26 protein-coding genes are annotated in these 24,480 nt (G+C 36.7%); 12 read left to right on the top strand and 14 right to left on the bottom strand.

The features are described from left to right. The first annotated feature begins 2 nt into the window (after positions 1-2). Positions 3-551, top strand: a complete 549-nt coding sequence (locus tag ACFO3O_RS07930; protein WP_379978056.1) for a hypothetical protein — start codon at positions 3-5, stop codon at positions 549-551. Between the two features lie 28 nt (positions 552-579). Here the strand turns inward: ACFO3O_RS07930 and ACFO3O_RS07925 are convergent, their stop codons facing one another. From ACFO3O_RS07925 to ACFO3O_RS07910, 4 genes are all read right to left on the bottom strand, one after another. Next, complete coding sequence (locus ACFO3O_RS07925; protein ID WP_379978055.1) at positions 580-1,155, bottom strand: uracil-DNA glycosylase family protein; 576 nt, start codon at positions 1,153-1,155, stop codon at positions 580-582. Position 1,156: 1 nt separating this feature from the next. After that, positions 1,157-1,828: a 16S rRNA (cytidine(1402)-2'-O)-methyltransferase gene (gene rsmI, locus ACFO3O_RS07920; protein WP_379978054.1), complete on the bottom strand. Its 672-nt coding sequence runs from the start codon at positions 1,826-1,828 to the stop codon at positions 1,157-1,159. Positions 1,829-1,952: 124 nt separating this feature from the next. After that, positions 1,953-2,321, bottom strand: a complete 369-nt coding sequence (locus ACFO3O_RS07915) for a DoxX family protein (protein ID WP_379978053.1) — start codon at positions 2,319-2,321, stop codon at positions 1,953-1,955. Positions 2,322-2,333: 12 nt separating this feature from the next. Then, the gene (locus ACFO3O_RS07910) at positions 2,334-3,191 is read right to left on the bottom strand and encodes a hypothetical protein (RefSeq protein WP_379978052.1); all 858 of its coding nucleotides are present in this window, start codon (positions 3,189-3,191) and stop codon (positions 2,334-2,336) included. 102 nt (positions 3,192-3,293) lie between these two features. On the opposite strand from ACFO3O_RS07910, the gene ACFO3O_RS07905 reads away from it, so the two are divergent. From ACFO3O_RS07905 to ACFO3O_RS07865, 9 genes are all read left to right on the top strand, one after another. Then, entirely contained in the window at positions 3,294-3,950 is a 657-nt protein-coding gene (locus ACFO3O_RS07905; RefSeq protein ID WP_379978051.1) for a thymidine kinase, read from the top strand. 6 nt (positions 3,951-3,956) lie between these two features. Further along, positions 3,957-5,054: an alanine racemase gene (gene alr / locus ACFO3O_RS07900; protein WP_379978050.1), complete on the top strand. Its 1,098-nt coding sequence runs from the start codon at positions 3,957-3,959 to the stop codon at positions 5,052-5,054. 84 nt (positions 5,055-5,138) lie between these two features. Continuing rightward, the gene (mscL, locus tag ACFO3O_RS07895) at positions 5,139-5,549 is read left to right on the top strand and encodes a large conductance mechanosensitive channel protein MscL (protein WP_379978049.1); all 411 of its coding nucleotides are present in this window, start codon (positions 5,139-5,141) and stop codon (positions 5,547-5,549) included. Positions 5,550-5,757: 208 nt separating this feature from the next. Beyond that, positions 5,758-6,747 (top strand): aspartate-semialdehyde dehydrogenase, encoded by a 990-nt coding sequence (locus ACFO3O_RS07890; RefSeq protein WP_379978048.1) that lies wholly within the window; start codon positions 5,758-5,760, stop codon positions 6,745-6,747. A gap of 71 nt (positions 6,748-6,818) precedes the next feature. Continuing rightward, entirely contained in the window at positions 6,819-9,005 is a 2,187-nt protein-coding gene (locus tag ACFO3O_RS07885; protein WP_379978047.1) for a tetratricopeptide repeat protein, read from the top strand. Continuing rightward, positions 9,002-9,175, top strand: a complete 174-nt coding sequence (locus ACFO3O_RS07880; RefSeq protein ID WP_379978046.1) for a CatA-like O-acetyltransferase — start codon at positions 9,002-9,004, stop codon at positions 9,173-9,175. Before ACFO3O_RS07885 ends, ACFO3O_RS07880 begins: the two co-directional genes overlap by 4 nt. Beyond that, positions 9,169-9,624 (top strand): CatA-like O-acetyltransferase, encoded by a 456-nt coding sequence (locus ACFO3O_RS07875; protein WP_379978045.1) that lies wholly within the window; start codon positions 9,169-9,171, stop codon positions 9,622-9,624. The genes ACFO3O_RS07880 and ACFO3O_RS07875 overlap by 7 nt, the downstream gene beginning before the upstream one ends. Positions 9,625-9,728: 104 nt before the next feature. After that, the gene (locus tag ACFO3O_RS07870; protein ID WP_379978044.1) at positions 9,729-10,106 is read left to right on the top strand and encodes a DoxX family membrane protein; all 378 of its coding nucleotides are present in this window, start codon (positions 9,729-9,731) and stop codon (positions 10,104-10,106) included. 146 nt (positions 10,107-10,252) lie between these two features. Further along, positions 10,253-12,409: a prolyl oligopeptidase family serine peptidase gene (locus ACFO3O_RS07865; RefSeq protein ID WP_379978043.1), complete on the top strand. Its 2,157-nt coding sequence runs from the start codon at positions 10,253-10,255 to the stop codon at positions 12,407-12,409. A 128-nt stretch (positions 12,410-12,537) separates the two neighbouring features. Here the strand turns inward: ACFO3O_RS07865 and dprA are convergent, their stop codons facing one another. Further along, on the bottom strand, positions 12,538-13,641 hold the full coding sequence (dprA, locus tag ACFO3O_RS07860) for a DNA-processing protein DprA (RefSeq protein WP_379978042.1): 1,104 nt from the start codon (positions 13,639-13,641) through the stop codon (positions 12,538-12,540). A gap of 212 nt (positions 13,642-13,853) precedes the next feature. Between dprA and ACFO3O_RS07855 the strand changes: the two genes are divergently transcribed. After that, positions 13,854-14,789: an HU domain-containing protein gene (locus tag ACFO3O_RS07855; protein ID WP_379978041.1), complete on the top strand. Its 936-nt coding sequence runs from the start codon at positions 13,854-13,856 to the stop codon at positions 14,787-14,789. A 159-nt stretch (positions 14,790-14,948) separates the two neighbouring features. Next, positions 14,949-15,458 (top strand): acyl-CoA thioesterase, encoded by a 510-nt coding sequence (locus ACFO3O_RS07850; RefSeq protein ID WP_379978040.1) that lies wholly within the window; start codon positions 14,949-14,951, stop codon positions 15,456-15,458. A gap of 258 nt (positions 15,459-15,716) precedes the next feature. Here ACFO3O_RS07850 and ACFO3O_RS07845 read toward each other — a convergent pair whose 3' ends face one another. The 9 genes from ACFO3O_RS07845 to ACFO3O_RS07805 all read right to left on the bottom strand — a co-directional run bounded on the left by ACFO3O_RS07845 (position 15,717) and on the right by ACFO3O_RS07805 (position 24,460). Then, positions 15,717-16,325: a hypothetical protein gene (locus ACFO3O_RS07845; protein ID WP_379978039.1), complete on the bottom strand. Its 609-nt coding sequence runs from the start codon at positions 16,323-16,325 to the stop codon at positions 15,717-15,719. Next, a complete protein-coding gene (locus ACFO3O_RS07840; RefSeq protein ID WP_379978038.1) occupies positions 16,315-17,031 on the bottom strand; it encodes a hypothetical protein in 717 nt (238 codons plus the stop codon). The genes ACFO3O_RS07845 and ACFO3O_RS07840 overlap by 11 nt, the downstream gene beginning before the upstream one ends. 57 nt (positions 17,032-17,088) lie before the next feature. Further along, positions 17,089-18,321 (bottom strand): murein hydrolase activator EnvC family protein, encoded by a 1,233-nt coding sequence (locus ACFO3O_RS07835; RefSeq protein WP_379978037.1) that lies wholly within the window; start codon positions 18,319-18,321, stop codon positions 17,089-17,091. After that, positions 18,308-19,087 (bottom strand): lipoprotein insertase outer membrane protein LolB1, encoded by a 780-nt coding sequence (lolB1, locus tag ACFO3O_RS07830; RefSeq protein WP_379978036.1) that lies wholly within the window; start codon positions 19,085-19,087, stop codon positions 18,308-18,310. The genes ACFO3O_RS07835 and lolB1 overlap by 14 nt, the downstream gene beginning before the upstream one ends. Continuing rightward, positions 19,084-20,463, bottom strand: a complete 1,380-nt coding sequence (locus ACFO3O_RS07825; protein WP_379978035.1) for a tetratricopeptide repeat protein — start codon at positions 20,461-20,463, stop codon at positions 19,084-19,086. The genes lolB1 and ACFO3O_RS07825 overlap by 4 nt, the downstream gene beginning before the upstream one ends. 25 nt (positions 20,464-20,488) lie before the next feature. Beyond that, positions 20,489-21,508 carry a sugar nucleotidyltransferase gene (locus tag ACFO3O_RS07820; protein ID WP_379978034.1) on the bottom strand — a complete coding sequence of 340 codons (1,020 nt, stop codon included), beginning with the start codon at positions 21,506-21,508 and terminating at the stop codon, positions 20,489-20,491. Between the two features lie 72 nt (positions 21,509-21,580). Then, complete coding sequence (locus ACFO3O_RS07815) at positions 21,581-22,537, bottom strand: tetratricopeptide repeat protein (protein ID WP_379978033.1); 957 nt, start codon at positions 22,535-22,537, stop codon at positions 21,581-21,583. Between the two features lie 13 nt (positions 22,538-22,550). Next, the gene (gene dut / locus ACFO3O_RS07810) at positions 22,551-22,985 is read right to left on the bottom strand and encodes a dUTP diphosphatase (RefSeq protein ID WP_379978032.1); all 435 of its coding nucleotides are present in this window, start codon (positions 22,983-22,985) and stop codon (positions 22,551-22,553) included. Continuing rightward, entirely contained in the window at positions 22,985-24,460 is a 1,476-nt protein-coding gene (locus ACFO3O_RS07805) for an oligosaccharide flippase family protein (protein ID WP_379978031.1), read from the bottom strand. The genes dut and ACFO3O_RS07805 overlap by 1 nt, the downstream gene beginning before the upstream one ends. Positions 24,461-24,480: the final 20 nt, after the last annotated feature.

Genomic DNA, 24,480 nt, shown 5'->3' with positions numbered 1-24,480 from the left:
AAATGGATAAAATCATAGTACCAGCAATCACCATGATTTTAGTAGCTTTAGTGTCTTCCTATCTAAACAAAAGCATAAAGAAACGTGTAAGGAGTTCATTAGGGGGCAATTTTGAGCTGAAACTGCATAAACTATACTGGTATATGGGTATTAGTTTTATTAGTTTAGGGTGTGTAGGGTTTCTTGCTGCAGGTCTGACTATTAAGGATGGTAATGAATGGGTAATCGGTTCGGCATTTTTGATTTTGTTTGGAGGATTAGGGTATATCTCTGCTATTTGGTATGTAAATCACAGCGTTCACTTTAACTCTAATAGAATAGAAGCTATTAGTGTCTATAAAAAGGGAGTCTCCATGAATTGGAGTGATATTACTTCTATAAAATTCAACCCTTTAACAGGTCTTCTTATCTTCACAAACGCTCATGGCAAAAAAATAAAAGCACATCAACATCTTGTTGGATTAGGTGAATTATTACGCATGATCGCCGTTCAAACACCCTGGAACGTTGACGATTTAAAATTACCTTTTAAGTATCCCAAACACGACTAACGATCTCTTTTCACTCTTCCTTATAAAATCAATCTGATACCGCTTTCGCGAAAGCGGACTGAACCCTAGGTAGAACATCTGTATCAAACCATGGGTTTTTAGTGAGCCAAAACCTATTACGAGGCGAAGGGTGTGGCAACGGAAACACCTCTGGCAAATACTCCTGAAAATGTCTGACGGTCTCTGTAAGGTTCTTTTTTCTTGTCTTTTTTAGGTAGTACTTTTGTGAATAGTTCCCTATTAAAATTACAAGTTTAGTCTCTGGCATACTATTAAGCACTACTTCATGCCATAATGGAGCACATTCGGGTCTTGGGGGTAAATCACCTGTTTTTCCTTTACCAGGATAACAAAATCCCATAGGAACAATAGCCACTTTTGTAGGATCATAGAAAGTCTCTTCGTCACAATCCAACCATAATCTTAGTTGGCGACCCCCTGGGTCTTTCCAAGGGACAGAAGATTGATGCGCAATAGATCCGGGCGCCTGACTAATAATAACGACACGTGCTTTGGGATGTATCCTAAATATAGGGTTGGGTGTTACTGGAAGGTGGGCTTTACAAACAGTACAAGATTGTATAGATGTAACTAAATTTTTCATCTTATTTTTTCCCAGCAAGTACAATCACAATCTCCCCCTTTGGAGGTTTTTTGGTATAATGCGCCAGCACTTCTTTGACAGTGCCGCGTATCGTTTCTTCATGAAGCTTTGTAATCTCTCTAGATACAGATACTTGACGATCATCTCCGAAAAATTCGGCAAAATGTCCCAAGGTCTTTATGAGTTTATGAGGAGATTCATAAAAAATGATGGTTCGTGTTTCTTCAGCGAGTGCTAAAAGGCGTGTTTGTCTTCCTTTTTTTACAGGAAGAAACCCTTCAAAAACAAACTTATCATTGGGCAATCCGCTGTTGACAAGTGCAGGGACAAATGCGGTTGCGCCTGGAAGGCAATCTACTTCAATACCGGCTTCTACACAGGCTCTAGTTAATAAAAACCCAGGATCAGAAATAGCAGGTGTTCCCGCATCGCTTATCAAAGCAATGGTTTCTCCTGCTTGTAGGCGTTTTACAAGGTTTTCTACCGTTTTATGTTCATTGTGCATATGATGGCTCATCATAGGCGTGGTAATCTCAAAATGCTTTAGCAACTTTCCGCTGGTACGGGTATCTTCAGCGAGAATAAGATCTACTTCTTTAAGCACACGTATAGCTCTCAGCGTAATATCTTCTAAGTTTCCAATAGGTGTTGGGACAAGGTATAGTTTTGACAATTGGGTTATTGGGTTATTGGGTTATTGGGTTATTGGGTTATTGGGTTATTGGGTTATCAAAAAAAAGAAAAAAAATGAACGTATCAATTGCTTCACTTTTTCAACTTCGATTTCGTTTTCGATTTCACACGTCATACATGGGGCGTATTCTTTTTCCCAAGAAATACGATATGGGTAAGAAAATTAATATTAGTAACGAAAAAAGATACCCGCCGTCATTTGCATGTGTGTGGGCTGCAAATGCTAAAACAGCATCAAAAAACAAGCCTGCATAGGCCCATTCTGTTAACCACGGTATCCCTCGCCAAAGCACCATTACAATTCCAAGGACTTTTGCTATTGCTAGCGGAATAACAATATAGGTAGGATACTGAAGAATCTCAAAAAATCCTTCTACCATCTCGGTATTTCTAAAATACATTTGGGCAGAAAACACAAAAATTCCACATGTTATCAGGGTAGCGATCCAGTAGCTAATTTTTTGAATTTTCATAGCGTAGAGCGATTAATTGAACTTGTTTTCAATAATCTGCATAAATCGCTCTTCGTACTCTTCTTTTCCTTCCCAAGAGTCATAATCAGGTTTTACCATTTGATGTATAAACTGCTTTGCTTCTTCTAAGGAGCCAAATGTGCTTAATTGTGACAATACGCGATTGTAATCCGTATCACTTCCGTTAAAGAGATGTTTTATAAAAGCAAGCTTATCATTCAGTCCTATTTTGAGTCCGTTTTTGAGTTTGTCGTTCAAATTTTTAGGAGTTACCTCCTCTTCTGCAACAGTGACAGGATCAAAAATAGGCGTCTGAGCAAACTCTCCTCCAATGTCAAACATATCGTTTTTTTGATAGCGATCCTGAGGCTCTATAGACTCTACTATGGCATCTATAGCAGATGCCTCTGGTGGCATTTCGGCCACCATATCTTTTATTTTTTCAATAACGGGTTCGTGTACGGGATCATCTTCATTAAAAACAGTTCCGTCAGGTCTATGTCTATCATTAGCTCTAGCTTCTGCAAAACGCGCTTCATTTTCTGCAACAATCTGAGCGGGTGTTTTAGGGGTAGGTGTTTCAGGTATTTGTGTTTTTTCTTCTACTTCTACTACAGGTGGCGTCGCAATTTCTTTTGGGTCAGAAATTAGTGTTTCTGTAGTCGAAACCTCCTCTATAATTTCTTCAAGTTGAGACAATCCAATCGTAGGTTGTCCAGACTTCTCCAGCTTTTCTGCATAAGATAGCACCGTTAATTTCTCATAAAGAGCTCGAGACTGCGCTGTCATTTGTGCATACGAAGTGTCATCCTTGCCTTGTAATATTTTGTGTGCGAGACTTATTAATTCTGCTTTAATAGATTTCTTCATAACTTTTGAATAGGTAACGTTGATTACGCCCCTTTTTTGATAAATTTACCCTGATTTTACATCAAACGCTAGAAATGGCGTTTTGGTCTTGAAAAGTACAAAATGTTTCTTGAAAACACAGTAAATCATAAAGAGCAATTCGGTTGGATCGAAGTAATTTGCGGATCTATGTTCTCTGGTAAAACAGAAGAACTCATCCGTAGGCTTAAACGCGCCCAGTTTGCAAAGCAAAAAGTAGAGATCTTTAAACCCACTGTAGACACCCGTTATGACGATGATATGGTAGTCTCTCACGATTCGAATGAAATACGCTCTACACCCGTTCCTGCGGCTGCAAATATTCCTATGCTAGCCGATGGATGTGATGTGATAGGTATTGATGAAGCTCAGTTTTTTGATGATGAGATTGTAAAAGTGTGTAATGACCTTGCCAACAGAGGTATTAGAGTCATTATTGCTGGTCTTGATATGGATTTTAAAGGAAATCCTTTTGGTCCCATGCCAGCGCTCATGGCTACAGCCGAATATGTAACCAAAGTACATGCGGTATGTACCCGTACAGGAAATCTAGCACAATATAGCTATCGTAAAGCACAAAATGACAAACTAGTCCTTTTAGGAGAAACCGAAGAGTACGAGCCTTTAAGTCGAGGCGCTTATTACAAAGCGATGCTACGAGATCGTCTCAAAAAAATGGAGGTAACTGACCCTACTGAGGTGATTCCAGAAAAAGCACCCAATACAAACACCAATAAATAAGCTCTTATGGGTGTCACTCGTCTAGAAATAGATCTTAAAGCCTTACAGCATAATTATACGTATCTCAGATCTAAGCTCTCTAAGAATGTCAAAATGATGGGCGTTGTAAAGGCTTTTGGTTACGGAAGCGATGCCTGTGAAGTGGCTCTTTTGCTAGAAGAATTAGGGATTGACTATTTTGCAGTAGCCTATGCATATGAAGGGAAAGCATTGCGTAAAGCAGGTGTAAAGTCACGTATTTTAGTATTACATCCCCAGCCTGATAATTTCCACATGATTATTAAGCACTGTCTGGAACCTAGTTTATATAGTCCCCGTGTTTTTAAAGGTTTTTCCGCTTTCGCGAAAGCACAACACCAACAAAACTATCCTGTACACCTCAAATTTAATACAGGACTCAACCGTCTAGGGTTTTGGGAAAATGACACCCAATGGATTTTAGAGCAGCTCAAAGAAACGCATGCGATCAAGGTTACCTCTATTTTTTCTCACCTTGCGGCTAGTGAAGATCTAAAGGAACAAGAATTTACCAAAAATCAAATTGCTCGTTTTACAAAAATAGCAAGCACACTTCTTAACTCGTTAGACTATACCCCTTTTTTACATCAAAGTAATACTTCTGCCATTATCAATTATCCAGAAGCACAATTTGATATGGTCAGGACGGGTATAGGATTATATGGGTATGGCAATACGCCCGAGGAGGATGCTAAATTACAACCCGTATCTTCTCTCAAATCGGTCATTTCCCAAATACACACCATAGAACCTGGTGAAACTGTTGGATATAATCGTGCTTATAAAGCCAGCGATTATCAAAAAACCGCCACCATACCGATAGGTCATGCTGATGGGATTTCTAGAGCCTACGGAAATGGAGTCGGATATGTCACCATACACGGCAAAAAAGCTCCTATTATAGGCAATGTCTGCATGGATATGCTCATGGTGAATGTTACAGATATAAACTGTAAAGAAGGCGACGAAGTGGTCATTTTTGACAAACATGTTTCTGCTGTTGATGTGTCGGCAACGATCCATTCTATCTCTTATGAATTACTCACGGCGGTATCTCAACGGGTAAAACGTGTCATTCTTCGATAGGAGGCGTTGGACTATTAAAGTTTTGTTAAATGAATTTATTTTTTTAGTACCTTCGAAGCTCATTAACCTTTAAACCAAATTAAGATGTTAAAAGAATTTAAAGCATTTATCATGACGGGTAACGTCATAGAGCTTTCGGTAGCAGTCATTCTAGGTGCTGCTCTCAACGGCGTAGTCAAAGGATTTACCGATAAAATCATGATGCCAATTATAGGATATTTCACAGGAGGAATCGATTTTGCTGATAAAAAGATTGTTCTTACTGAAGCTGTTCTTGGCGCTGACAGTGCTGTGGTTACTCCTGAAAATGCCATCATGTATGGAGAGTGGATTAACACGGTTATTAATTTAATTATTGTTGGTTTTGTATTGTTTATGATTATAAAAGCATACAATAAAACAAAGAAAAAAGCAGAAGAAGCGGCTCCTGCACCAGATCCAGGGCCATCTGAAATTGATTTATTAAAAGAAATCAGAGATTCGCTTAAAAAATAAAAGTACCGTAGCCACCGCTACACTATATATTCTCAATTTAAACCGCCTTTGTCATCTAACAGAGGCGGTTCTTTTTGTTAGAAATACTACATTTTTTGCTTCTTTTGTATCCCACAGAAACATTATTTCTTTTTTAGATCTTTTTACATCAATTAATTAAGCACTTGTTGCTACATTTGAACTTTTATATTTTAATCCACATATCCTAATGAGAGTAGCCGTTGTCGGTGCTACCGGAATGGTAGGCCAAGTCATGTTGCAAGTACTTGCAGCGCGTAATTTTCCTATAACCGAATTGATCCCTGTCGCTTCTGAGCGATCTGTAGGGAAACAGATTACTTATAAACAGAAAGCATATACTATTTATTCTATGCAGGAGGCAATTACTGCCAAACCCGATATTGCTATTTTTTCTGCAGGAGGTGCGACTTCTCTTGAATATGCGCCAAAATTTGCTGAAGTAGGTACTACAGTTATAGATAACTCATCTGCTTGGCGTATGGATCGCACTAAAAAACTAGTGGTTCCAGAAATAAATGCAAATGCATTAACCAAAGAAGATAAAATCATTGCTAACCCTAACTGCTCTACGATACAAATGGTATTAGCACTAGCGCCATTGCATAAAAAATATGGAATCAAAAGAGTAGTGATTTCTACGTATCAATCAATCACAGGAACAGGCGTTAAAGCGGTACAACAATTAGAAAACGAATATGCAGGAGCCAAAGGAGAAATGGCGTATCCCTATCCTATTCACCGCAATGCCATTCCTGCCTGTGATGTTTTTGAAGAAAATGGATATACCAAAGAAGAGCTGAAGCTCGTTAATGAAACTCAAAAAATACTAGATGACCGTACGATTGCAGTGACTGCTACTGCTGTTCGTATTCCTGTGGTAGGAGGTCATAGTGAATCTGTGAATTTAGAGTTTCATAAAGACTATGATCTTAATGAACTACGTAAACTCCTTAGTGAGACAGATGGGGTTACCGTACAAGATAATCCAGATACCAACACCTACCCAATGCCAATGTATGCAGAAGGCAAAGATGATGTTTTTGTAGGGCGTATACGTCGTGATCACTCACAAGAAAACTCTTTGAATATGTGGATTGTCTCTGACAACCTACGTAAAGGAGCTGCTACCAATGCGGTTCAGATTGGAGAATATCTTATCGCGAATGGATTGGTGTAAAAAGTAATTTTATACCGTATTCAAAACCTCCCTTGTGGAGGTTTTTTTGTATTATTATTAAAAATATTCTTTTGCAAAAAACAGAAAAAATACTTTTACTTATCTCTTTAGGATTACTTAGCATCCATCTTATTTCAGGAGTTTGGGCTACACATGTCCTTTTTGATTTATCATTATGGATACTAAGCCTTTTTTATAGTGTTAGAGGGTATTTTCTTTTTAAAGACACCCTTGAATACAAGTCTCTATCTATAATTACTGGAATCATTTTTGGACTAATATTCTTTACGCTTCCTTCCCTTATAAGAATAAAAAGGGATGTTCAATACATACTACCTTTATTCCCTCTTGTGGGAATCTTATTATATTATCTCATTTTTGCAATTCTTAAAAGTGGCTATTTTAAGCGTAAAAAATGGATTATACTTAGATCTACAGTACTCTTAATTATTATGTTATTTTTTGCGTTTCCAAAGCCTAGACAAACTGTTTATCAGGCAGTTTTGTATAGTCTAAACAGAGATATTCCTCATTTAAAAGCAAATATCAATATATTTAGATATGAAAAGCTTTATAAAGAAGCAATTAAAAACAAACAGTTTGATACTGCTATTCAATATGCCATAAAATCTAAAAATGAAGGGCTAAAATGGTTAGGTATTGATAGCATTACTCCTAATTCAAAATCAGATTTATGGGAAATAAACGGTGCATTTACGACTCTTTATAATGCATACGCCAAAAAAGGAAGTAAGCTATATGACAATGAAAAATATAAAGAAGCTTTACGATATTATCAACTCGCTGAGAAGGAATTATATTATACAGATTCTATCCCCATGTATTATCGTGACGAAGCCGCCTATGTTTTAAGAAATCAAGCTATGGCAATAAAAGAATTTGAGCCTGAACTAGCGGACTCTTTATTTTATAAAGCTATCATAACCTATCAGGAACTTGTAGATAAAGAAGATATTTCACTGTCAAATCTTTTAGTAGATTATGCTGAATATTTAAAGGAACAGGAATATTATAATGATTCTAATGATATATATAGAATATCAAATCAAATAATTAAGGATAACGAATTGCTAGATTTTCAAGATGAAATTGTGAGTAATAATCAGAACATAGCACTTAATTTATCTGCTTTAGATAGTCTTCAAAAAGCAAGTGAAGTGATTGATGAAAATTATGATCTTATAAATGAATACTCAGATTATTATTGTAGCAATCTTTTTTACGATGCATTCTTAAAACTTCAAATATATGAGCTTGACAAAGCAGAAAAGATTACATTAAAATCAAAGAATTGTTATGAGGCAAAAGAGCTCCCTATTTTAGTAAGTGAAAGTTTAAGCTTACAGGCCTCTATTTCTTTGGCTAAAGGATTATATAAAAAGGCAAAAGAAGAAATTAAACAGGGAACAGAAATTATAATAAATCAAATAGGTAAAGACAATGTAAGATACCATAGGTTTAAACTTAAAGAAGCTGCTATTGAATTACAATTAGGCAATTACACCAATGCAGAAAGTATATACACAGCATCGCTTAACTATTTTGAGAGGACTAACGGGAAAACACATTTAGATCTAGTCAATCCTCTTCTTAGTTTAGCAGAAATCAATCTTATCTTGGGTCGTTTTGATGCGCTCAAAACATATACTGAAAAAACAAAATATCAAATTGATGAAACTGTAGACACTTACTCTATACAAAGTGCTGCGACTCTAAACAAAATAGCTTATTTATATTATGCGCAAGACAATTTGAAAATTGCAGATTCTATATATAATCATATACTAAACAATAAAGAAAAAACATACTTAAAAGCTGATGTATCTGTCACTTTAAACGGAAAAGGGCTTGTAGCGTTACACGAAAAAAAATATAAAACCTCAGATTCCTTGTTTCAAAAAGCAATCGCACTTAGTCTTAAAGTGTATGGTAAAAATCATCCTAACAATTCAAAAATATATTACAATATAGCTGAACTTAATTTAAACAAAGGGAATACTATTTTAGCAAAAAAAGAACTTCAAAAAGCAAAAGAGATTGCGATTTTAAAATACCCTGATTCACATGATTTTCTTGCAGACATTTACTTTCTTTATGCTCAAATTGCTAGAATTGAGAAAGAGGAAAAATACTCACAAATACATGCGAATAGAGCGCTAAGTATATATGTGTCTAAATTTGGAAATGAACATTATTTATCAAAAAGAGTTCGTGATTTTATAGATGCACAACCATGAAAAAAATAAATCTATCCACTTGGAAGCGCAAACAGCATTTCGAGTTTTTTAACCAATTTGAAGAACCCTATTTTGGTCTCACCGTAACGGTTGATGTGACCATAGCCATGCAAAAGCAAAAGAAAAAAGGGTTTCTTTTTTTCAATATTATTTACATAAATGCGTGTTAGCAACCAATCAAATTGAAAATTTTAAATACCGTATTACGCCAGATAATGAAGTGATTGTACATAACCATATCGGTGCCTCAGCGACTATTATGAGATCTAATGAAACCTTTGGGTTTACTTACATTCCGTATGCAGAAGATTTTGATACGTTTGCAAAAACTACACAAAAAGAAATAGAACGTATCCAGCAAAGTGATGCCTTATTTTCTGATGAAAATCCTAACAGTGTTATTCATTATTCAGCAATTCCTTGGCTTGATTTTAGCGCCATTACTCATTCAAGAATGTTTAAAAGAAAAGACAGTGTTCCTAAAATTTCTTTTGGAAAAGTAACTTCAAAAAATGAAAAAAAGACAATGCCTGTTGCTGTATATGTTCATCATGGTCTCGTAGACGGTCTTCATATAAGCCGTTTTATAGCACTTTTTCAAGATTTATTAAATGAGTGATTTGTGAGATTTAAGTAAAATTGACAATTGTTTTATATTGTTTTGTAATAGAAGTAAAAGTACTGCGTCTAAGAGCTCGATAATAACCAAAACAAATAAGACTCATGAAATTAGTAAACACAATTATTAGAATCGGTATGGGAGTCATGCTCCTTATTTTTGGACTTAATAAATTTTTCTGGTTTTTACCAGATTTTGATTTCGGACAAGATGTAGGTGCTAAAACATTATTTCAAGCCTTTACAGATAGTGGCTATATGTGGCCATTGGTAGGAGGTCTTGAAGCGGTGGTAGGTATTTTATTTATCATAAAAAAAGCATTCCCCGCAGCCTTACTTGCCCTCATACCTATCTCTGTAAATGTGGTACTTTTCCATGCAGTGTTAAACCCAGCAAACATAGGACCTGCTTTATTAGTAGCCATTGTTAATTTCTATTTTATTTATAAAAGCTGGGCTAATTTCAGGCATCTTATGCAGTAAATAAGTCACTCTATAAAGTAAAATACACCCTGCCAATTTTAGGTGGGGTTTTTTATGCTCTCGTACTTCGACAAGCTCAATATAAACTTCACTTTCGTGAAAGCGTACAAATCCGTATCTTCACTACTTAAATATATTTTAGTCTTATGAAAAGAGTTCTATTTTTAGCCTTTTTGAGTAGCGTGCTATTCTCTTGTACAAATGATGTAAAATTTATAGAAAAACCTATTGCAGTGACCTATACACCCACCAAGAAAGTAGATACCGTTGATACCTATTTTGGCATAGACGTACCTGATCCATACCGTTGGCTCGAAGATGACCGTAGTGCCGAAACTGAAGATTGGGTAAAACGCCAAAATCAAGTTACTTATGGATATCTTGATACCATCCCATTTAGAGCAGAACTTAAAGAACGTCTTGAGAAATTATGGAATTATGAAAAAATAGGGTCTCCTTTTAAAGAGGGAGATTACACCTATTTTTATAAAAATGATGGGTTGCAGAATCAATATGTGATCTATCACTATAAAACAGGAGATGACCCAGAAACAGCTACTGTATTCTTAAACCCAAACACATTTTCTGAAGATGGAACCATTTCTTTAGGAGGCACTAGTTTTTCTGAAGACGGAAAAACGTTTGCGTATAGCATCTCAGAAGGTGGAAGTGACTGGCGTAAAATCCTAATTATGGATGCCGAGTCAAAAAAAATCGTAGAAGACACCCTTGTAGATATTAAGTTTTCTGGCATGAGTTGGTACAAAAATGAAGGTTTTTACTACTCAAGTTATGACAAACCAGAAGGAAGTGCGCTTTCTGCTAAAACAGACCAGCATAAAGTATACTATCACAAGCTTGGCACCCCACAATCTGAGGATGCCCTTATTTTTGGGGGTACTCCGGAAGAAAAGCATCGTTATATTTATGGTACTGTTTCTCAAGATAATCGTTATTTATTAATTAGTCCAAGAGTAAGCACCTCTGGGAATAAGTTATATATTAAAGACCTCACAAAACCCGATAGCAAGCTTGTCACCATTCTAGATCATACAGATAGTGATACCTATCTCATGGATAATGTAGGATCTAAACTTATTTTATCTACCAATCTTAATGCGCCTAATAAACGTGTTGTTGCTGTAGATGCAAGTGACCCACGTCCTGAAAACTGGGTAGATCTTATTCCTGAGACAAAAAACGTATTAAATGCAGGAACTGGCGGAGGAAATATTTTTGCAAATTATATGGTAGATGCCGTTTCCAAAGTACTCCAATATGATTATGACGGCAACCTCATCCGAGAAATTGAATTACCGGGGGTAGGATCTGCAGGAGGTTTTGGAAGTAAAAAAGAAGAAACAGAACTTTATTATAGTTTTAGTAATTACATAACGCCTGGTAATATTTATAAATACGATATTAAAAGTGGTGAATCAGAATTATTTAGAAAACCTGCTATTGATTTTAATCCAGATGCCTATGAAAGCACCCAAGTATTTTATGCCTCAAAAGATGGGACTAAAATACCTATGATTATCACCCACAAAAAAGGCATCGAACTCAACGGAAAAAACCCTACCATTTTATATGGTTATGGAGGTTTTAATGTAAGTCTTACGCCTAGTTTTAGTATTACAAATGCAGTCTGGATGGAGCAAGGTGGTGTGTATGCAGTGCCTAATTTACGTGGCGGTGGCGAGTACGGAAAAGAATGGCATGATGCAGGAACTAAAATGCAAAAGCAAAATGTATTTGATGATTTTATTGCTGCGGCAGAGTATCTTATTGACCAGAAATATACCTCTAGCGAATATTTAGCTATTCGCGGAGGGTCTAATGGAGGTCTTCTGGTAGGCGCTACCATGACCCAACGTCCTGATCTTATGAAAGTCGCTTTACCAGCAGTAGGTGTTATGGATATGCTCAGATACCACACGTTTACTGCGGGTGCAGGATGGGCATATGATTATGGTACCGCAGAAGACAGTAAAGAAATGTTTGAATACATTAAAGGGTATTCGCCTGTTCACAATGTAAAAGAAGGGGTTTCATATCCAGCAACACTAGTGACTACAGGAGATCATGATGATCGTGTGGTCCCTGCACATTCTTTTAAATTTTCTGCTGAATTACAAGCAAAACAAGCTGGAGATGCTCCAGTACTCATTCGTATTGAAACTGATGCCGGACATGGTGCAGGGACTCCTGTAAGTAAAACCATTGAGCAATATGCCGATATCTATGGGTTTACTTTATACAATATGGGATACAAAGCATTGCCAAAAAAGATAAAAGGGTAATCTATATGAGAAAATAGAAAAACGAAATCGGAAATAAAATCAAAAAGACTCAAGTATTACTTGGGCCTTTTTGATTTTATGCTCTTGCTCCGCTAACTAGTAAGTTTGCGAAAGTGTGATAAAAAGTATCAAATTACCTCAAATAACTTCCCGGGTAAAGGACGGATCACACCTTTGAGTTCCATGGTGAGGAGAATACCCGCTATTTTATGTGTAGGCATTTTACAGTGTAATGCAATCAGGTCTAGTTGTTCTTTACCATGATCTGTCAAAAAGCGCCAGATACATTTTTCATCATCATCTAATTCTACAAAAAGTTTTTTCTGCACAGGTAATGGGGTATCTTCTTCTAATTTCCAATTAAGGATATACGCTAGATCTGCTGCAGAAGTCAGCAAATGTGCCTTGTGTTGTTTGATCAAATTATTACATCCGATACTCAGCGGATCATTGGCTCTTCCGGGTACAGCAAATACATCACGGTGATAGCCATTGGCAAAATCGGTGGTGACCAGAGAGCCGCCTTTGGCGGCACTTTCTATCACAATAGTCGCCTCGCTAAGTCCTGCAATAATACGATTACGTTGTAAAAAATTAGTGTGTACAAACGTATCTGAAGTCCAGAAATCAGTCATAAAACCCCCGTTTTCAGTTACTTCTTTTACGTACTTACTATGTACTTTGGGATACATTTTATCTAGCCCATGGGCAAGAATACCTATCGTTTGAAGGTTATTGGCTATGGCAGCTTTATGGGCCGTTATGTCTACGCCGTAGGCAAATCCTGAAACAATCACTGGATTAAAAGGAGCGATTTCCTCGATGAGTTTTTCTACAAAAGCAGTCCCGTAGGAGGTGATTTTCCGAGTACCTACAATACTAATTATTTTACGTTGGCGTAGTTGTATATTTCCTTTTTCAAAAAGGATCACAGGACCATCAATACAATGTTTGAGTCGCTGTGGGTAGTGATCGTCAGTATAACAACTATAGGTAATGTTATGCGTTTTGATGTGATCTACTTCTGCTTTCGCGAAAGCGGCATGCTTCTCATCCCAAAAGGATTGTAATTTATGCTCTCCGATCCCTTCTATTTTAAGCAAATGCTCTTTTTTTTGTTGTAACACAACCGCTGCACTCCCAAAATGTTGAATCAATTTTTTAATACTTCCATCCCCTAGATGAGGGATATGCTGAAGGGTGAGTAAAGAAAGGAATTCGTTTTCAGTCATATACGTATGCAATAAGCACACAAGAAACAACTTTTATTATTGGAATAAAAACAAGATTTAGGAATTTTTACATAAAGGTAATTGTTTTTCAAAATTTGTGCTTCTTTACGTCAAAATACAGGAAATCAAGAAGTCATAGCTGACTCCCATATTTGTTAATAAAATATCATGTTGATTCTTTGTGAAGTTTTAAAAAAAAGTATCTTTATTTTATGCAATTAGACCAATACATAAGTGACCTTTTATACCGTTATGAGTGTGTAATCGTACCCGGTTTTGGGGCGTTTTTAACACAGTATCAATCTGCTATCATTCATGAGAGTACGAATGCTTTTTATCCGCCAAAGAAAAAGCTTTCTTTCAACGCACAGCTTACAGATACTGATGGTTTATTAGCGAATTATATTGCAAAAAAAGATAGAATTCCTCACGAGGATGCGAATGCTAAGATCGCGTCTTATGTCCGCTTTTTATTTGATAGCTTGCATAAAGGGTCTATTATTGAGCTTAAAAATGTAGGTTCTTTTCAATTAAGCGAAGAACATACGCTTCAATTTGAGCCTTCGTATCATCTTAACTACTTGTCTTCTTCTTTTGGACTCTCTTCCTTTACTTCCTCTCAAATTACTAGAGAAGTGTATAAAGAAGAGATCACAGCTTTAGAAGTAAAAGCACCGATTGCTTTTACTCCAGAAAGAAGGGCTACCTTCGGTTGGACAAAATACGCCGCCATTGCTGTTATAGCACTTGGAATTGCTGGTTTTGGGGGATTTAATTACCTTAAAAACATAGAAGCACATAATTATGCCGCAGAGCAAGAGGCAAAAACTCAAGTAGATGAACAAATTCAGCAAGCTACTTTTGTCATCGAAAATCCGCTACCTGCTATTACCTTACATCTTACACAACCCAAAGGAAAATACCACGTGGTTGCCGGTGCTTTTAGAGTCAAAGAAAATGCTGAAAAAAGAATCCAACAATTACAGAGCAAAGGATATGACAAAGCCAGACTTGTTGGTGTCAATAAATTTGGTTTACATCAAGTTGTTTATGGAAGTTATCAAAATAGTCAAGAAGCATTAACCGTGCTTCGTAAGGTGAGAAAAGAAGATAACAAATCTGCTTGGTTGGATGTAAGAGTATTGTAATACTTGTAAGACTACTTCCCTTTTTAATCTATATTTATTTTTATGCATGCTGCTTATCAAAAGCACTAAAAGCGATGCTTAAATCTAAGCGTAATTTATTGATTCCAAACTTCGTATTTTGTGTCATACCGACTACCTTTGCCAAAAAAATAAGTCCCTATGCAAGCACGCACACCTAGTGAATCTAAAACCATACTAACAGATCTTGTTTTACCGAGTGAAACCAACCCACTTAACAATCTTTTTGGAGGAGAATTACTTGCGCGCATGGATAGAGCTGCGAGTATCGCTGCCAGAAGACATTCTCGAAGAATTGTAGTCACTGCTTCTGTAAACCATGTAGCTTTTAATAAGATGATTCCTTTAGGAACTGTGGTCACCGTAGAAGCCAAAGTTTCTAGAGCTTTTAAAAGCTCTATGGAGATTTACATTGATGTATGGATAGAAGACCGTGAGAGCGGAATCTGTAGCAAGGCTAACGAGGCTATTTATACCTTTGTAGCAGTAGATGAACAAGGAACACCTGTTCCTGTGCCACAACTAATTCCAGAAACCGATCAGGAAAAAGAACGATTTAATGCTGCATTACGCCGTAAGCAACTGAGTCTTGTCCTTGCTGGAAAAATGAAACCTAATGATGCCACTGAGCTTAAAGCACTGTTCACATAAAAAGCATTCATAATACGCTCCCAAAACTAGCAGTATTATCTTGTACCGTCTATCGGATATATACGTGATTTAGAAAAGTAATCATTACAGCGTGTTGTGTGGTATCCGCTTTCGCGAAAGCGTACCCTTTATGAATAAATAATCTTTAGGCAAGCTAAAAGCTTTTGGATTCCTCTCTAAATTAGAAATACGCCTTAGATTCCGCCGAAAAAGTAAGGACAGTTTTAACGATCCGTTTTAAACAAATTATTTATAAAATCACTTATCTACTCGAAAACGTACGCCTAGATATGGGTATACAGATTGTGCATTATCAAAAAATGATTGTACTTGAGATGGAGCCTCTATACGTATGAAATCATAGTGATTTTTAAGACCTAAAGAAATATCAAAAAACTCAAATAATCTGTAATTTAAAGCCGCTTCTATTTGAAGAAAAACACCATCATCTCTAAATTTTCCATCTTCTACCTTTTGTCCTATTTTTATATATCCTACATGTAATGAAGGCAAGAAACTTAATTTATCTACAATATCTAGTGGGTAGCCCATACCAAAAGAAACTCTGGTCAAGTTTGCTGATCTGATATTTCCAATTAACTCAGGTCTTACCACATCTGCAGATGTAACGTTTAAATCAAAATGCAAGGTTGTTTTGTAGTAAAAATCAGTGGTAACACCAAAATCTAACGTGCTGTTGACATCGTATCCTTTATTTATAAAATTATCTCCATAAAATAGGGGCTGTGTGTAGGCGATTTCAAAAAAAGTCTCAATAATTTTTATAGCAGTTGTGTCTTTGGCTTTTTCTTGTGCCCAACCTAATTGCGTACAAAGAAAGAGGCCTATAAAAATTTTAAAATTCAAGTGCATATTGGACAATTTCTTGATTAATAGGAATTTCTACAGTATTGGTCTCTACCGCTCCCGTACTAAATGTTAAAGTGTACGCAAACGTAGCGGTTGTATTTTGTAAGGTCTCGAAAGTTAGTATACCCATAGGCCCAGGTATTCCTGATCCCGTTCTACTGTCGCTTACAGCCTCTTCTCCTGAGGGAAATTGAAATTGTTGAATTCTTGTAGGGTAGGTAATGGTGTAGTCTAGTGTACTTTCTATATCAGGAGAATCTATAATCTCTATTTCTAATATGGCACTACGTTTTAAAATCACATCAGGAAGTAGTGTGGTTTTAGTTACAATACTGTCTAGTTGGTAGATGACAACACCATAATCTTGATTAATCGGATCTCCAGCAAACTGCTCATTACTATTGATCAAAACGCCTATTCGATCTGCTGTTTGGTCTGGTTCTAGTGAAATCAGACTAACGTCTCCTTGGGCATCTGTTGCCCCTACTCCTAGAATACCTTCAAAACTCGATACTGAAAAAACAATCGCAGTAGCAAATCTTCTAAATACAGATGTGCTAACTTCTACATCAGGAATAGGCTGATTTGTATCATCAATTACTTTTAACTCGAAAACGATTCGACTATTATTTTCTATAGGATCGCTACAGCTTATCAGAAGACAACATAGGGCAAGCCATAGTAACATTTTTGTTTTATACATACTAAGTAGATGTATAAAGTTGGCTTTGGTTGCGCAGCAATGTGATGATTTTGATTTTTACAATCCTTTTACCCAATCTGAAGGATTCATTTTTGTTTTATTTTTCTGAACTCTAAACTTGAATAATGTTTTTCCATTGAATGCGTTAAGACCTACCTCTCCTATAGGTTGTTTAAAATCAACCTTGTCTCCTTTTTTTACCTTTACTTTTTTTATATTAGAGTATACTGTTATGTAATCTCCGTGTTTTATATAAACAACCAAATTACTTCCTGACATATCTTGTATGCTTAATACCTCTCCTTTAAAAACAGCTCTTACCACTTCATCTGGAGGTGTTTCTATTTCTACACCACTGTTATACGTGGTGACATTAGGAAGTGTGGGGTGTCTTGAAGTACCGTAACGTCTTGATACTCTACCGCGTTCTACGGGCCATATTAAACGCCCTTTATTAGAGGCAAAATTAGAAGCAAGACTTACCTCTTCGGGTGTCAAGGCAAAATTTGTATTGGTCTTTGATTTTCCTACTTTAACGTTACTTGCCGCAATTGCCTCTGCAATAAGTTTATCTATCTGACGATCTATGGCATCGGCTTGTTGCTGCTTCTTTTTAATCTGAGCGGCATATACGTTTGACTTTTTACGTATTTGAGTGATTAATAGGTCTTGCGATTCTTTTTCTCTGTCGAGTTTTTGCTTGGCTACTTTATTTTCTGCAATAAGGGTTTCTTTTGCTTTTTTTTGTTCTACAAGATCTTTGTTTACCTCTTGTAATAAAGCGGTACGCTCTTTTATTTGCTCGCCTTGTTTTTTACGGTAATTCGCGTATTGCTTCATATACTGCATACGCTTATAGGCTTGTTTAAAGCTTTCGCTAGAGAGTAAAAACATGATTTTGCTTTGACCGCTTTTACTCTTGTATGACTTTTGAATCATCAGCGCATAATCTTCTTTGAGATCTTTTAACTCATCTCTAAGGTTCTCCATTTTATTGAGATTTTCATTAATCTCTTGAGTAAGGAGGTTGGCTTGACGATTGGTTACTTTTATGATATCAGATCGCACTTGTATCTGCTGATCTAAGTCTTCTACTTGCGTTAATAGAGAGATTTCCTGCTTTTTATTGCTTTCGCGTAAGCGGGTTAATTGTTGCATTTCTGCTAGTAAAGAAGCTCTCTGTGCTTCTAATTGTTTACGTGTAGGCTTTTGGGCATATACTGTTTGAAAACCTCCTAAAAGAAGGCCTAGTATTAAAATGAATGTGTATGTTCTTTTACTTGAACGCATCTAAAGCTATTTTTGTATATCCTGAAGGTATTGAAAAGGGGAATCGCACAGGAATATTGATCTCTACACTTCGATACTCTATTTCAATATCAGTTTGATCAGCATTTTCTTGCACTTGAATATCAATATTTCTAGGAAATGGCTTCCCATTGACCAATTGATGCTCGGTGTAGTTTACATCTAGCGATAGGTTATCTTGAGGTTGTGTAACTTGTTGTTTTTTAATAAGAAAATCTTGAGGTTCCATAAAGAAAAAGAGATTCAATAGATCTAGTTGTTTTTTGGGGGTCATCTTATACAACCCCTCTACTTGATCTACTTGATAAGCCCCTTCTCTTAAGTTATATACCGTTTGCCCTATGAGCAAGCGTTGTAATTGCTCAAAATTCATCTGCACACCAAAGTATTGACTTAAGAATGAAAAATCTCCTTCAAAGTAATTTCTGTTGATCTTTTCATAAAAAGAAACCTTCTCTGGAGTAATCAATACTTTCGCGCCTGTAATTCCTAAAATGGAAGCACTCATCCATATGGTTTTATCCTTTTCCATACGGATACTCACCGTGACGGTCTGTCTCGATTTTTTATCCTCATAACGAACACGCGTACGTGCCACAAGGGTTGTAAAATCAAAACTATTAGCATAGTGATTTTCAATAAGGCGGGCGGTAGCAATATCTTCTGTTGTTGCCGTATTGGCTATTTTTTTGGAGCCTCCACAACTAGAAAGCATTCCTATAAAAAGTAATAAAAGGAGTCGTTTCATTTATTGTTTTGTGCTTTTAAAGCGTTTGCCTTATCTATATATTGTTGCGCTTTTGCTACATTTCCTGTGCCAGCATACGCATCTCCTAATTGCTGGTAAAAATCAGATTCCATTCGTGTGTCATCTATGATATAATCTATCCCGATTTCTAGTTGATCTATAGCTTCTTTAAATTTGGATTGCTTGTTCAAGGCTACTCCATAGGTAAGATATAATAAAGGTTGTGAGGGATATAACTCTAATGCAGAAGCAGCAATTTCTTCGGCATCTTGAAAAGCGCCTGTATCTAATTGTAGTAAGAGTGTTTTTTTTATCACTTCAATATTATCAGGATCATTTTCAAGTGCTTTTTTAAGATACGGCAAGGCTTTACTTTTTGCCCCTTTGCTTATGAAATAGTTAGCTAACTCCTGATAGATTTTTGAACCCGCTACCTGTGAATCAAAAAGCAAAATAGCTTCTTCCAAAGCCCCTTCGTACTGCGGGTTTTTATTGGCAAAAAGTAAAAAATCATTCAATACGCGGTGTTTTGCATCGGGAGTGATTCTATTACTCTTCAACACATTTTTCATCGCGAGAATAGCATCTTCTGTCTTTCCATCATCCAAGTACAGCTTGTACAGTGCAAGGTTAACTTCTTCTGCGGTTGGGTTGATTTCCTTTAACTTCAAAGCTGTTTCATAGGCTTTTTGAGTCTCCCCTTGTTCGCTATAGAGATAAATGAGTTTTAGATAATCTGCCTCTGCTGTGGGGTTGCTGGCAATCTTTTTTTCGATAGCATCGGTACGTCCTTTTTCATTACCAGAAAGCGTATAAATACGATCCCGCAACTGATCTCGATACGGATCGCCTCCCTTTTCTGAATCTAATGCATCTAGCAATTGTAATGCTTCATCGTAGCGTTTTGTAGCTGTGTAAATACGAGATAAATCTTCTTTATATTGACTGTCAAACGGAATAAGTTGCTTTACGGTATTTTCTGCTTTTCCGTAATCTTTACTCTTATAATAGAGTTCGTAGAGTGCTTCTAAAACAGCTTCTTCGTTAGGTTTTAAAGAAAGTGTTTTAAGGAAATCTTCTTCGGCAAGATCGTTCTTTTTGAGTGCCTCATAGTTTTTCCCTCTTTCAAAATACAAGATAGCCTGTGTGGGCTCCATAGCGATACATCTATTTAACGCCGTAATAGCAAGCTCATAGTTTTCAATCCCTTTTTGCTTCAGCGCTTCAAAAAAAGTTTCTTGAAATTCATCAGACACATCTCCTAGGTCATCTACATTTTGATCTGCAAATGGTGTTAGGTCTTGTGCGTATATATGCTTTCGCGAAAGCATACTCAGACACAAAAACAACAGGAGTATGTACAGATTTCTTTTCATGGTATTTTCTTGCCTAAAAGGCTTGCTATTCTAAAACGGTATAGTCTCCTAGGCTTACTTGGGTAAACTTCCCATTATATTTTACATGGTTTCCAATCATGGCTTGATCTAGCTGTACGTTTTTAATGACACTATGCGATTGAATCAAACTATTCTTGACCGTACTGTCCTCAATCACCGTGCCAGCTCCTACTGAAACGTTAGGACCTATGGTAACATTGCGTAAGACTACATTTTCTGATATGTAACAAGGCGGAATAATGCTTGCGTTTTCTAAAATAGCACTATCTGATACCAATTGCTCCTCTCCATCATCATGTAAAAACTGAAGCATTCTACCATTGGTTTCTACGGTTACCGCTTTATTTCCGCAATCCATCCACTCATCTACGGTTCCTGTTTTAAAGACACGGCCTTCTGCCATCATTTTTTTAATCCCGTCATTAATCTGGTATTCGCCACCATTCATAATATTTTCGTCTAGGATTTCCTGAAGTTTGTCTTTAAGAACGGCTACGTCTTTAAAGTAATAAATTCCGATCACGGCTTGATCAGAAACAAAGGTTTCTGGTTTTTCTACCAGCTCGATAATTTCTTGTTTTTCGTTTAGTTTTACCACACCAAATGCTTCTGGGTTGTCCACCTTTTTTGTCCAGATAACGCTATCTGCATCTGGGTCTAGATCAAACTCGGCACGTATAAGGGTATCGGCATAAGCGATCACGGCAGGGCCCGAAAGAGACTCTGCTGCACTCATAATGGCATGACCTGTTCCTAAGGGTTGATCCTGACGATAGATAGACGGCATAGCGCCTAGGCTTTCGGCTAAATCGACCAAACTACCTACCACCTCATCTCCAAACCATGCGGGATCTCCTAATACAAAGGCAATCTCTTCTATGGGTTGGTTTAATACTTTGGCGATATCACGTACCAATCGGTGTACAATGGGCTGTCCAGCCACAGGAATTAAGGGTTTTGGTACGGTTAAACTGTGTGGGCGAAGACGACTACCGCGTCCAGCCATTGGGACTATTATTTTCATATGTATGCCCGCTTAAACGGGGTTTATTTTCATCCCCATGAAAGTGGGAATCTTACGTTGATTAGTACTATTTTAATCTGTTATTTGTATGTTGTATTTCTTTGCTGCTTTATTCCAAATGTCTAGTTTGTTCTTTTCTTTTAGTTCCCCATAATACATGCTTAGGTTTGCCTCTGCATCTCTTACGTACGGGGATTGTATTTTTTTATACAGGATATATGCATTCATAGTAGCATCTAGTGCGTTTTCATAATCCCCTTTTGCGTGATAGATTCTGCCGATCCCATAATATCCTTCTGGATCTTCAGGAAAAAGAGTAATATAGTCTTGATATGCTTCTATTGCTTTGTCAAGATTTCCAAGCATCGCATAGGCAATAGGTTTGTTTGTCAAAGGCATTTTCCCTTTGGGATCAAGAGCCAGTGATTTATCATATGCTTTTATGGCTTCTTCATAATTTTCGTTTTTACGGTAACTATATCCTAACATATCCCAAGCAAAGGCAAAGTTTTTATCCTTCCGAAGTGCTTTTTTATAACTTTTTATGGCATTATCATACTCGCCTTTCTGAAAAAAGACTTGACCTTCATCATATAATTCTAGAGCTTTTTTCTTATCAGACACAGAAACCTCAGAACTTACTTCGTCATTGGTCATAAGTAATTTCATACGTTCACAATTCCTAAGGAGAGACTCTTCTATTTTTTCATAGTCTTTATCTACTACAATCACATTTCGTTTTCCCGGAAGTGTTAACGTATCTGTTTTTTCAAAAGCCTTATTCTGTATGAGAGAGTCCAATACCTTTGTCACGTCTCCAAGCAACGTATTAGACACTTGTTGCTCTAAAATAGCCGCTGTTATCTCTTGTTTAATAAGCGCATATCGTTCTTCTCTTGGAAGATTCAGGGAAACATTTGAGAGTCTATCACATGCACCTTCTGTTATTTTTTTAAACTCAACTTGATCTTCTTGAGAAAAACCTAAAGAACTAGAAAAAACAAAAAATAATAAAAGAATTTTTTTCATAGCATGTATGTTTTTATTTGGTACCCGTACTTCCAAACCCTCCAGCACCTCTTTCAGTATTTGAAAGTTCTGTAACTTCTTCCCATGTAGCCTGTTCATGTCGAGCGATCACCATTTGTGCAATACGCTCGCCATTTTCTATGGTAAACGGTTCATTAGAAAGATTGACTAAAATCACGCCTACTTCCCCTCTATAATCTGCATCAATCGTCCCTGGTGCATTAAGAACTGTAATGCCTTTTTTTGCGGCTAGCCCGCTTCTTGGACGCACTTGTGCTTCTACACCCACAGGAAGCTCTATAAAAAGCCCTGTAGGAACAATAGCCCGTTCAAGTGGACCCATAGTAATCGGATCTGAAATATGTGCCCGCAAATCCATTCCTGCACTAGCAATGGTTTCATAATGTGGTAAGGCGTGGCTTGATGTATTGATAATTTTTACGTTCATTATTCCTTTCTTATTCTTAATATTCTTGCTAACAAAGCTTGTTCTTTATACCAAATAACACCTATTAAAATAGCTGTCATAGTGATTCCTGCAAGATAAAGTGGTAGACTTCCTATTCCAAAATAATCTCTCAAAATATAAAAGAAAACAGCCGAAAAACCTACTGACAAAATAAGATACAAGCAGATATTTTTGAGATCATACGGAATAGGCATGTGTTTTTTTCCTATTACATACGACAAAACCATCATAAAAGCATATGTAACACACGTTGCAATAGCACTCGCCATATAACCCATGGAAGGAATAAATACGACATTAATAACAATCGTAAGGATCGCTCCTGAGATAGAAATGTAAGCGCCATATCTTGTTTTATCAGTCACTTTGTACCAAACGGATAGTGTTTGATAAATTCCAAAAAAGAAAAAAGAGAATAAAATCAAAGGAACCACATCCATGGCCTCCCAATAGGAAGGTTTTGTTACTAAAATAGGTTTGATGATGTCGACTAATACAACATATAAGACCAGTGCAACAGCGCCTAGTACTACAAATGCTTTGGTGATCATCGCATACTGTTCTGAAGCATTTTTCTCTTTGGCCTGACTAAAGAAAAAAGGCTCTACTCCTAACCTAAAAGCTGTAGCATATAGGGTCATTCCAACAGCCAATCTGTAACAAGCGGTATAAATTCCTACTTGCTCTTTTGCGGCATCTTCACTAAGAGGCAACATCCACTGAAGAAGTACTTTGTCAAAGGCACCATTCACAGCAAACGCAATACCTGCAAGCAAAATAGGCCAACCATAGAAAAGCATTTTTTTTAATAATCTGCTATCAAATGAAATACGCTTAAAATAAGGCTTACTCACTAGCAAGAGGGTGAGTCCACTCGCCATAAAAAAAGCAATAAAATACAATTCTACTTTATCAGAAGAAAGCCAAGAGAAAGTTGCAGTCATTTTCTGAGTTGCCATTAAAAATAAAGCAACCGATCCTACAGAAATAACAACATTAATTAACTTAATAAATGTATATTTTAGGGCTTTCCCTTGCACTCTCATATAAGCAAAAGGAATCACCATAAGTGTATCAAAGGCTACAACACCAATCACCCAACGCCAATATTTTGCATCAATATTTGTTGTCGTTGCTATCTGTTTAAGACCCAAAAAAGAAATAAGCACAAATATAAGTGTAGAGATACATAAAATCCATAATGCTGTACTAAGCGCTCTTTGTGAATTTCCTTCTTCATTATAAAATCTAAAGAAGGACGTTTCCATCCCGTAGGTGAGAATTACGTTAAGCAACAGCATATATGTGAACAAAAGTGATACTTCTCCAAAGTCTACTTCGGTATCTAGATATGTTGTTAGAATCGGAGTTAATAGCACCGTAAGAAGTCTAGGCAATATTGTTGCAAGACCGTAAACAAATGTGTGCTTAAAAAGATTTTTAAGTGTGCTCAAAAAGGCAAGGGTTTTAACAC

Origin of the sequence: Dokdonia ponticola (assembly GCF_042653865.1) — a bacterium.
GTDB lineage: Bacteria > Bacteroidota > Bacteroidia > Flavobacteriales > Flavobacteriaceae > Dokdonia > Dokdonia ponticola.
Note: the sequence above shows the minus strand (reverse complement) of the source record. Positions and strands in the feature narration are given on the sequence as shown.

What these genes read in the sequence shown, in the direction of transcription:
- ACFO3O_RS07930 (WP_379978056.1), top strand. Translation starts at nt 3, where the DNA reads ATGGATAAAATCATAGTACCAGCAATCACCATGATTTTAGTAGCTTTA.
- ACFO3O_RS07925 (WP_379978055.1), bottom strand. Translation starts at nt 1,155, where the DNA reads ATGAAAAATTTAGTTACATCTATACAATCTTGTACTGTTTGTAAAGCC.
- ACFO3O_RS07915 (WP_379978053.1), bottom strand. Translation starts at nt 2,321, where the DNA reads ATGAAAATTCAAAAAATTAGCTACTGGATCGCTACCCTGATAACATGT.
- ACFO3O_RS07910 (WP_379978052.1), bottom strand. Translation starts at nt 3,191, where the DNA reads ATGAAGAAATCTATTAAAGCAGAATTAATAAGTCTCGCACACAAAATA.
- ACFO3O_RS07905 (WP_379978051.1), top strand. Translation starts at nt 3,294, where the DNA reads ATGTTTCTTGAAAACACAGTAAATCATAAAGAGCAATTCGGTTGGATC.
- alr (WP_379978050.1), top strand. Translation starts at nt 3,957, where the DNA reads ATGGGTGTCACTCGTCTAGAAATAGATCTTAAAGCCTTACAGCATAAT.
- mscL (WP_379978049.1), top strand. Translation starts at nt 5,139, where the DNA reads ATGTTAAAAGAATTTAAAGCATTTATCATGACGGGTAACGTCATAGAG.
- ACFO3O_RS07890 (WP_379978048.1), top strand. Translation starts at nt 5,758, where the DNA reads ATGAGAGTAGCCGTTGTCGGTGCTACCGGAATGGTAGGCCAAGTCATG.
- ACFO3O_RS07880 (WP_379978046.1), top strand. Translation starts at nt 9,002, where the DNA reads ATGAAAAAAATAAATCTATCCACTTGGAAGCGCAAACAGCATTTCGAG.
- ACFO3O_RS07870 (WP_379978044.1), top strand. Translation starts at nt 9,729, where the DNA reads ATGAAATTAGTAAACACAATTATTAGAATCGGTATGGGAGTCATGCTC.
- ACFO3O_RS07865 (WP_379978043.1), top strand. Translation starts at nt 10,253, where the DNA reads ATGAAAAGAGTTCTATTTTTAGCCTTTTTGAGTAGCGTGCTATTCTCT.
- dprA (WP_379978042.1), bottom strand. Translation starts at nt 13,641, where the DNA reads ATGACTGAAAACGAATTCCTTTCTTTACTCACCCTTCAGCATATCCCT.
- ACFO3O_RS07855 (WP_379978041.1), top strand. Translation starts at nt 13,854, where the DNA reads ATGCAATTAGACCAATACATAAGTGACCTTTTATACCGTTATGAGTGT.
- ACFO3O_RS07850 (WP_379978040.1), top strand. Translation starts at nt 14,949, where the DNA reads ATGCAAGCACGCACACCTAGTGAATCTAAAACCATACTAACAGATCTT.
- ACFO3O_RS07840 (WP_379978038.1), bottom strand. Translation starts at nt 17,031, where the DNA reads ATGTATAAAACAAAAATGTTACTATGGCTTGCCCTATGTTGTCTTCTG.
- ACFO3O_RS07835 (WP_379978037.1), bottom strand. Translation starts at nt 18,321, where the DNA reads ATGCGTTCAAGTAAAAGAACATACACATTCATTTTAATACTAGGCCTT.
- lolB1 (WP_379978036.1), bottom strand. Translation starts at nt 19,087, where the DNA reads ATGAAACGACTCCTTTTATTACTTTTTATAGGAATGCTTTCTAGTTGT.
- ACFO3O_RS07825 (WP_379978035.1), bottom strand. Translation starts at nt 20,463, where the DNA reads ATGAAAAGAAATCTGTACATACTCCTGTTGTTTTTGTGTCTGAGTATG.
- ACFO3O_RS07820 (WP_379978034.1), bottom strand. Translation starts at nt 21,508, where the DNA reads ATGAAAATAATAGTCCCAATGGCTGGACGCGGTAGTCGTCTTCGCCCA.
- ACFO3O_RS07815 (WP_379978033.1), bottom strand. Translation starts at nt 22,537, where the DNA reads ATGAAAAAAATTCTTTTATTATTTTTTGTTTTTTCTAGTTCTTTAGGT.
- dut (WP_379978032.1), bottom strand. Translation starts at nt 22,985, where the DNA reads ATGAACGTAAAAATTATCAATACATCAAGCCACGCCTTACCACATTAT.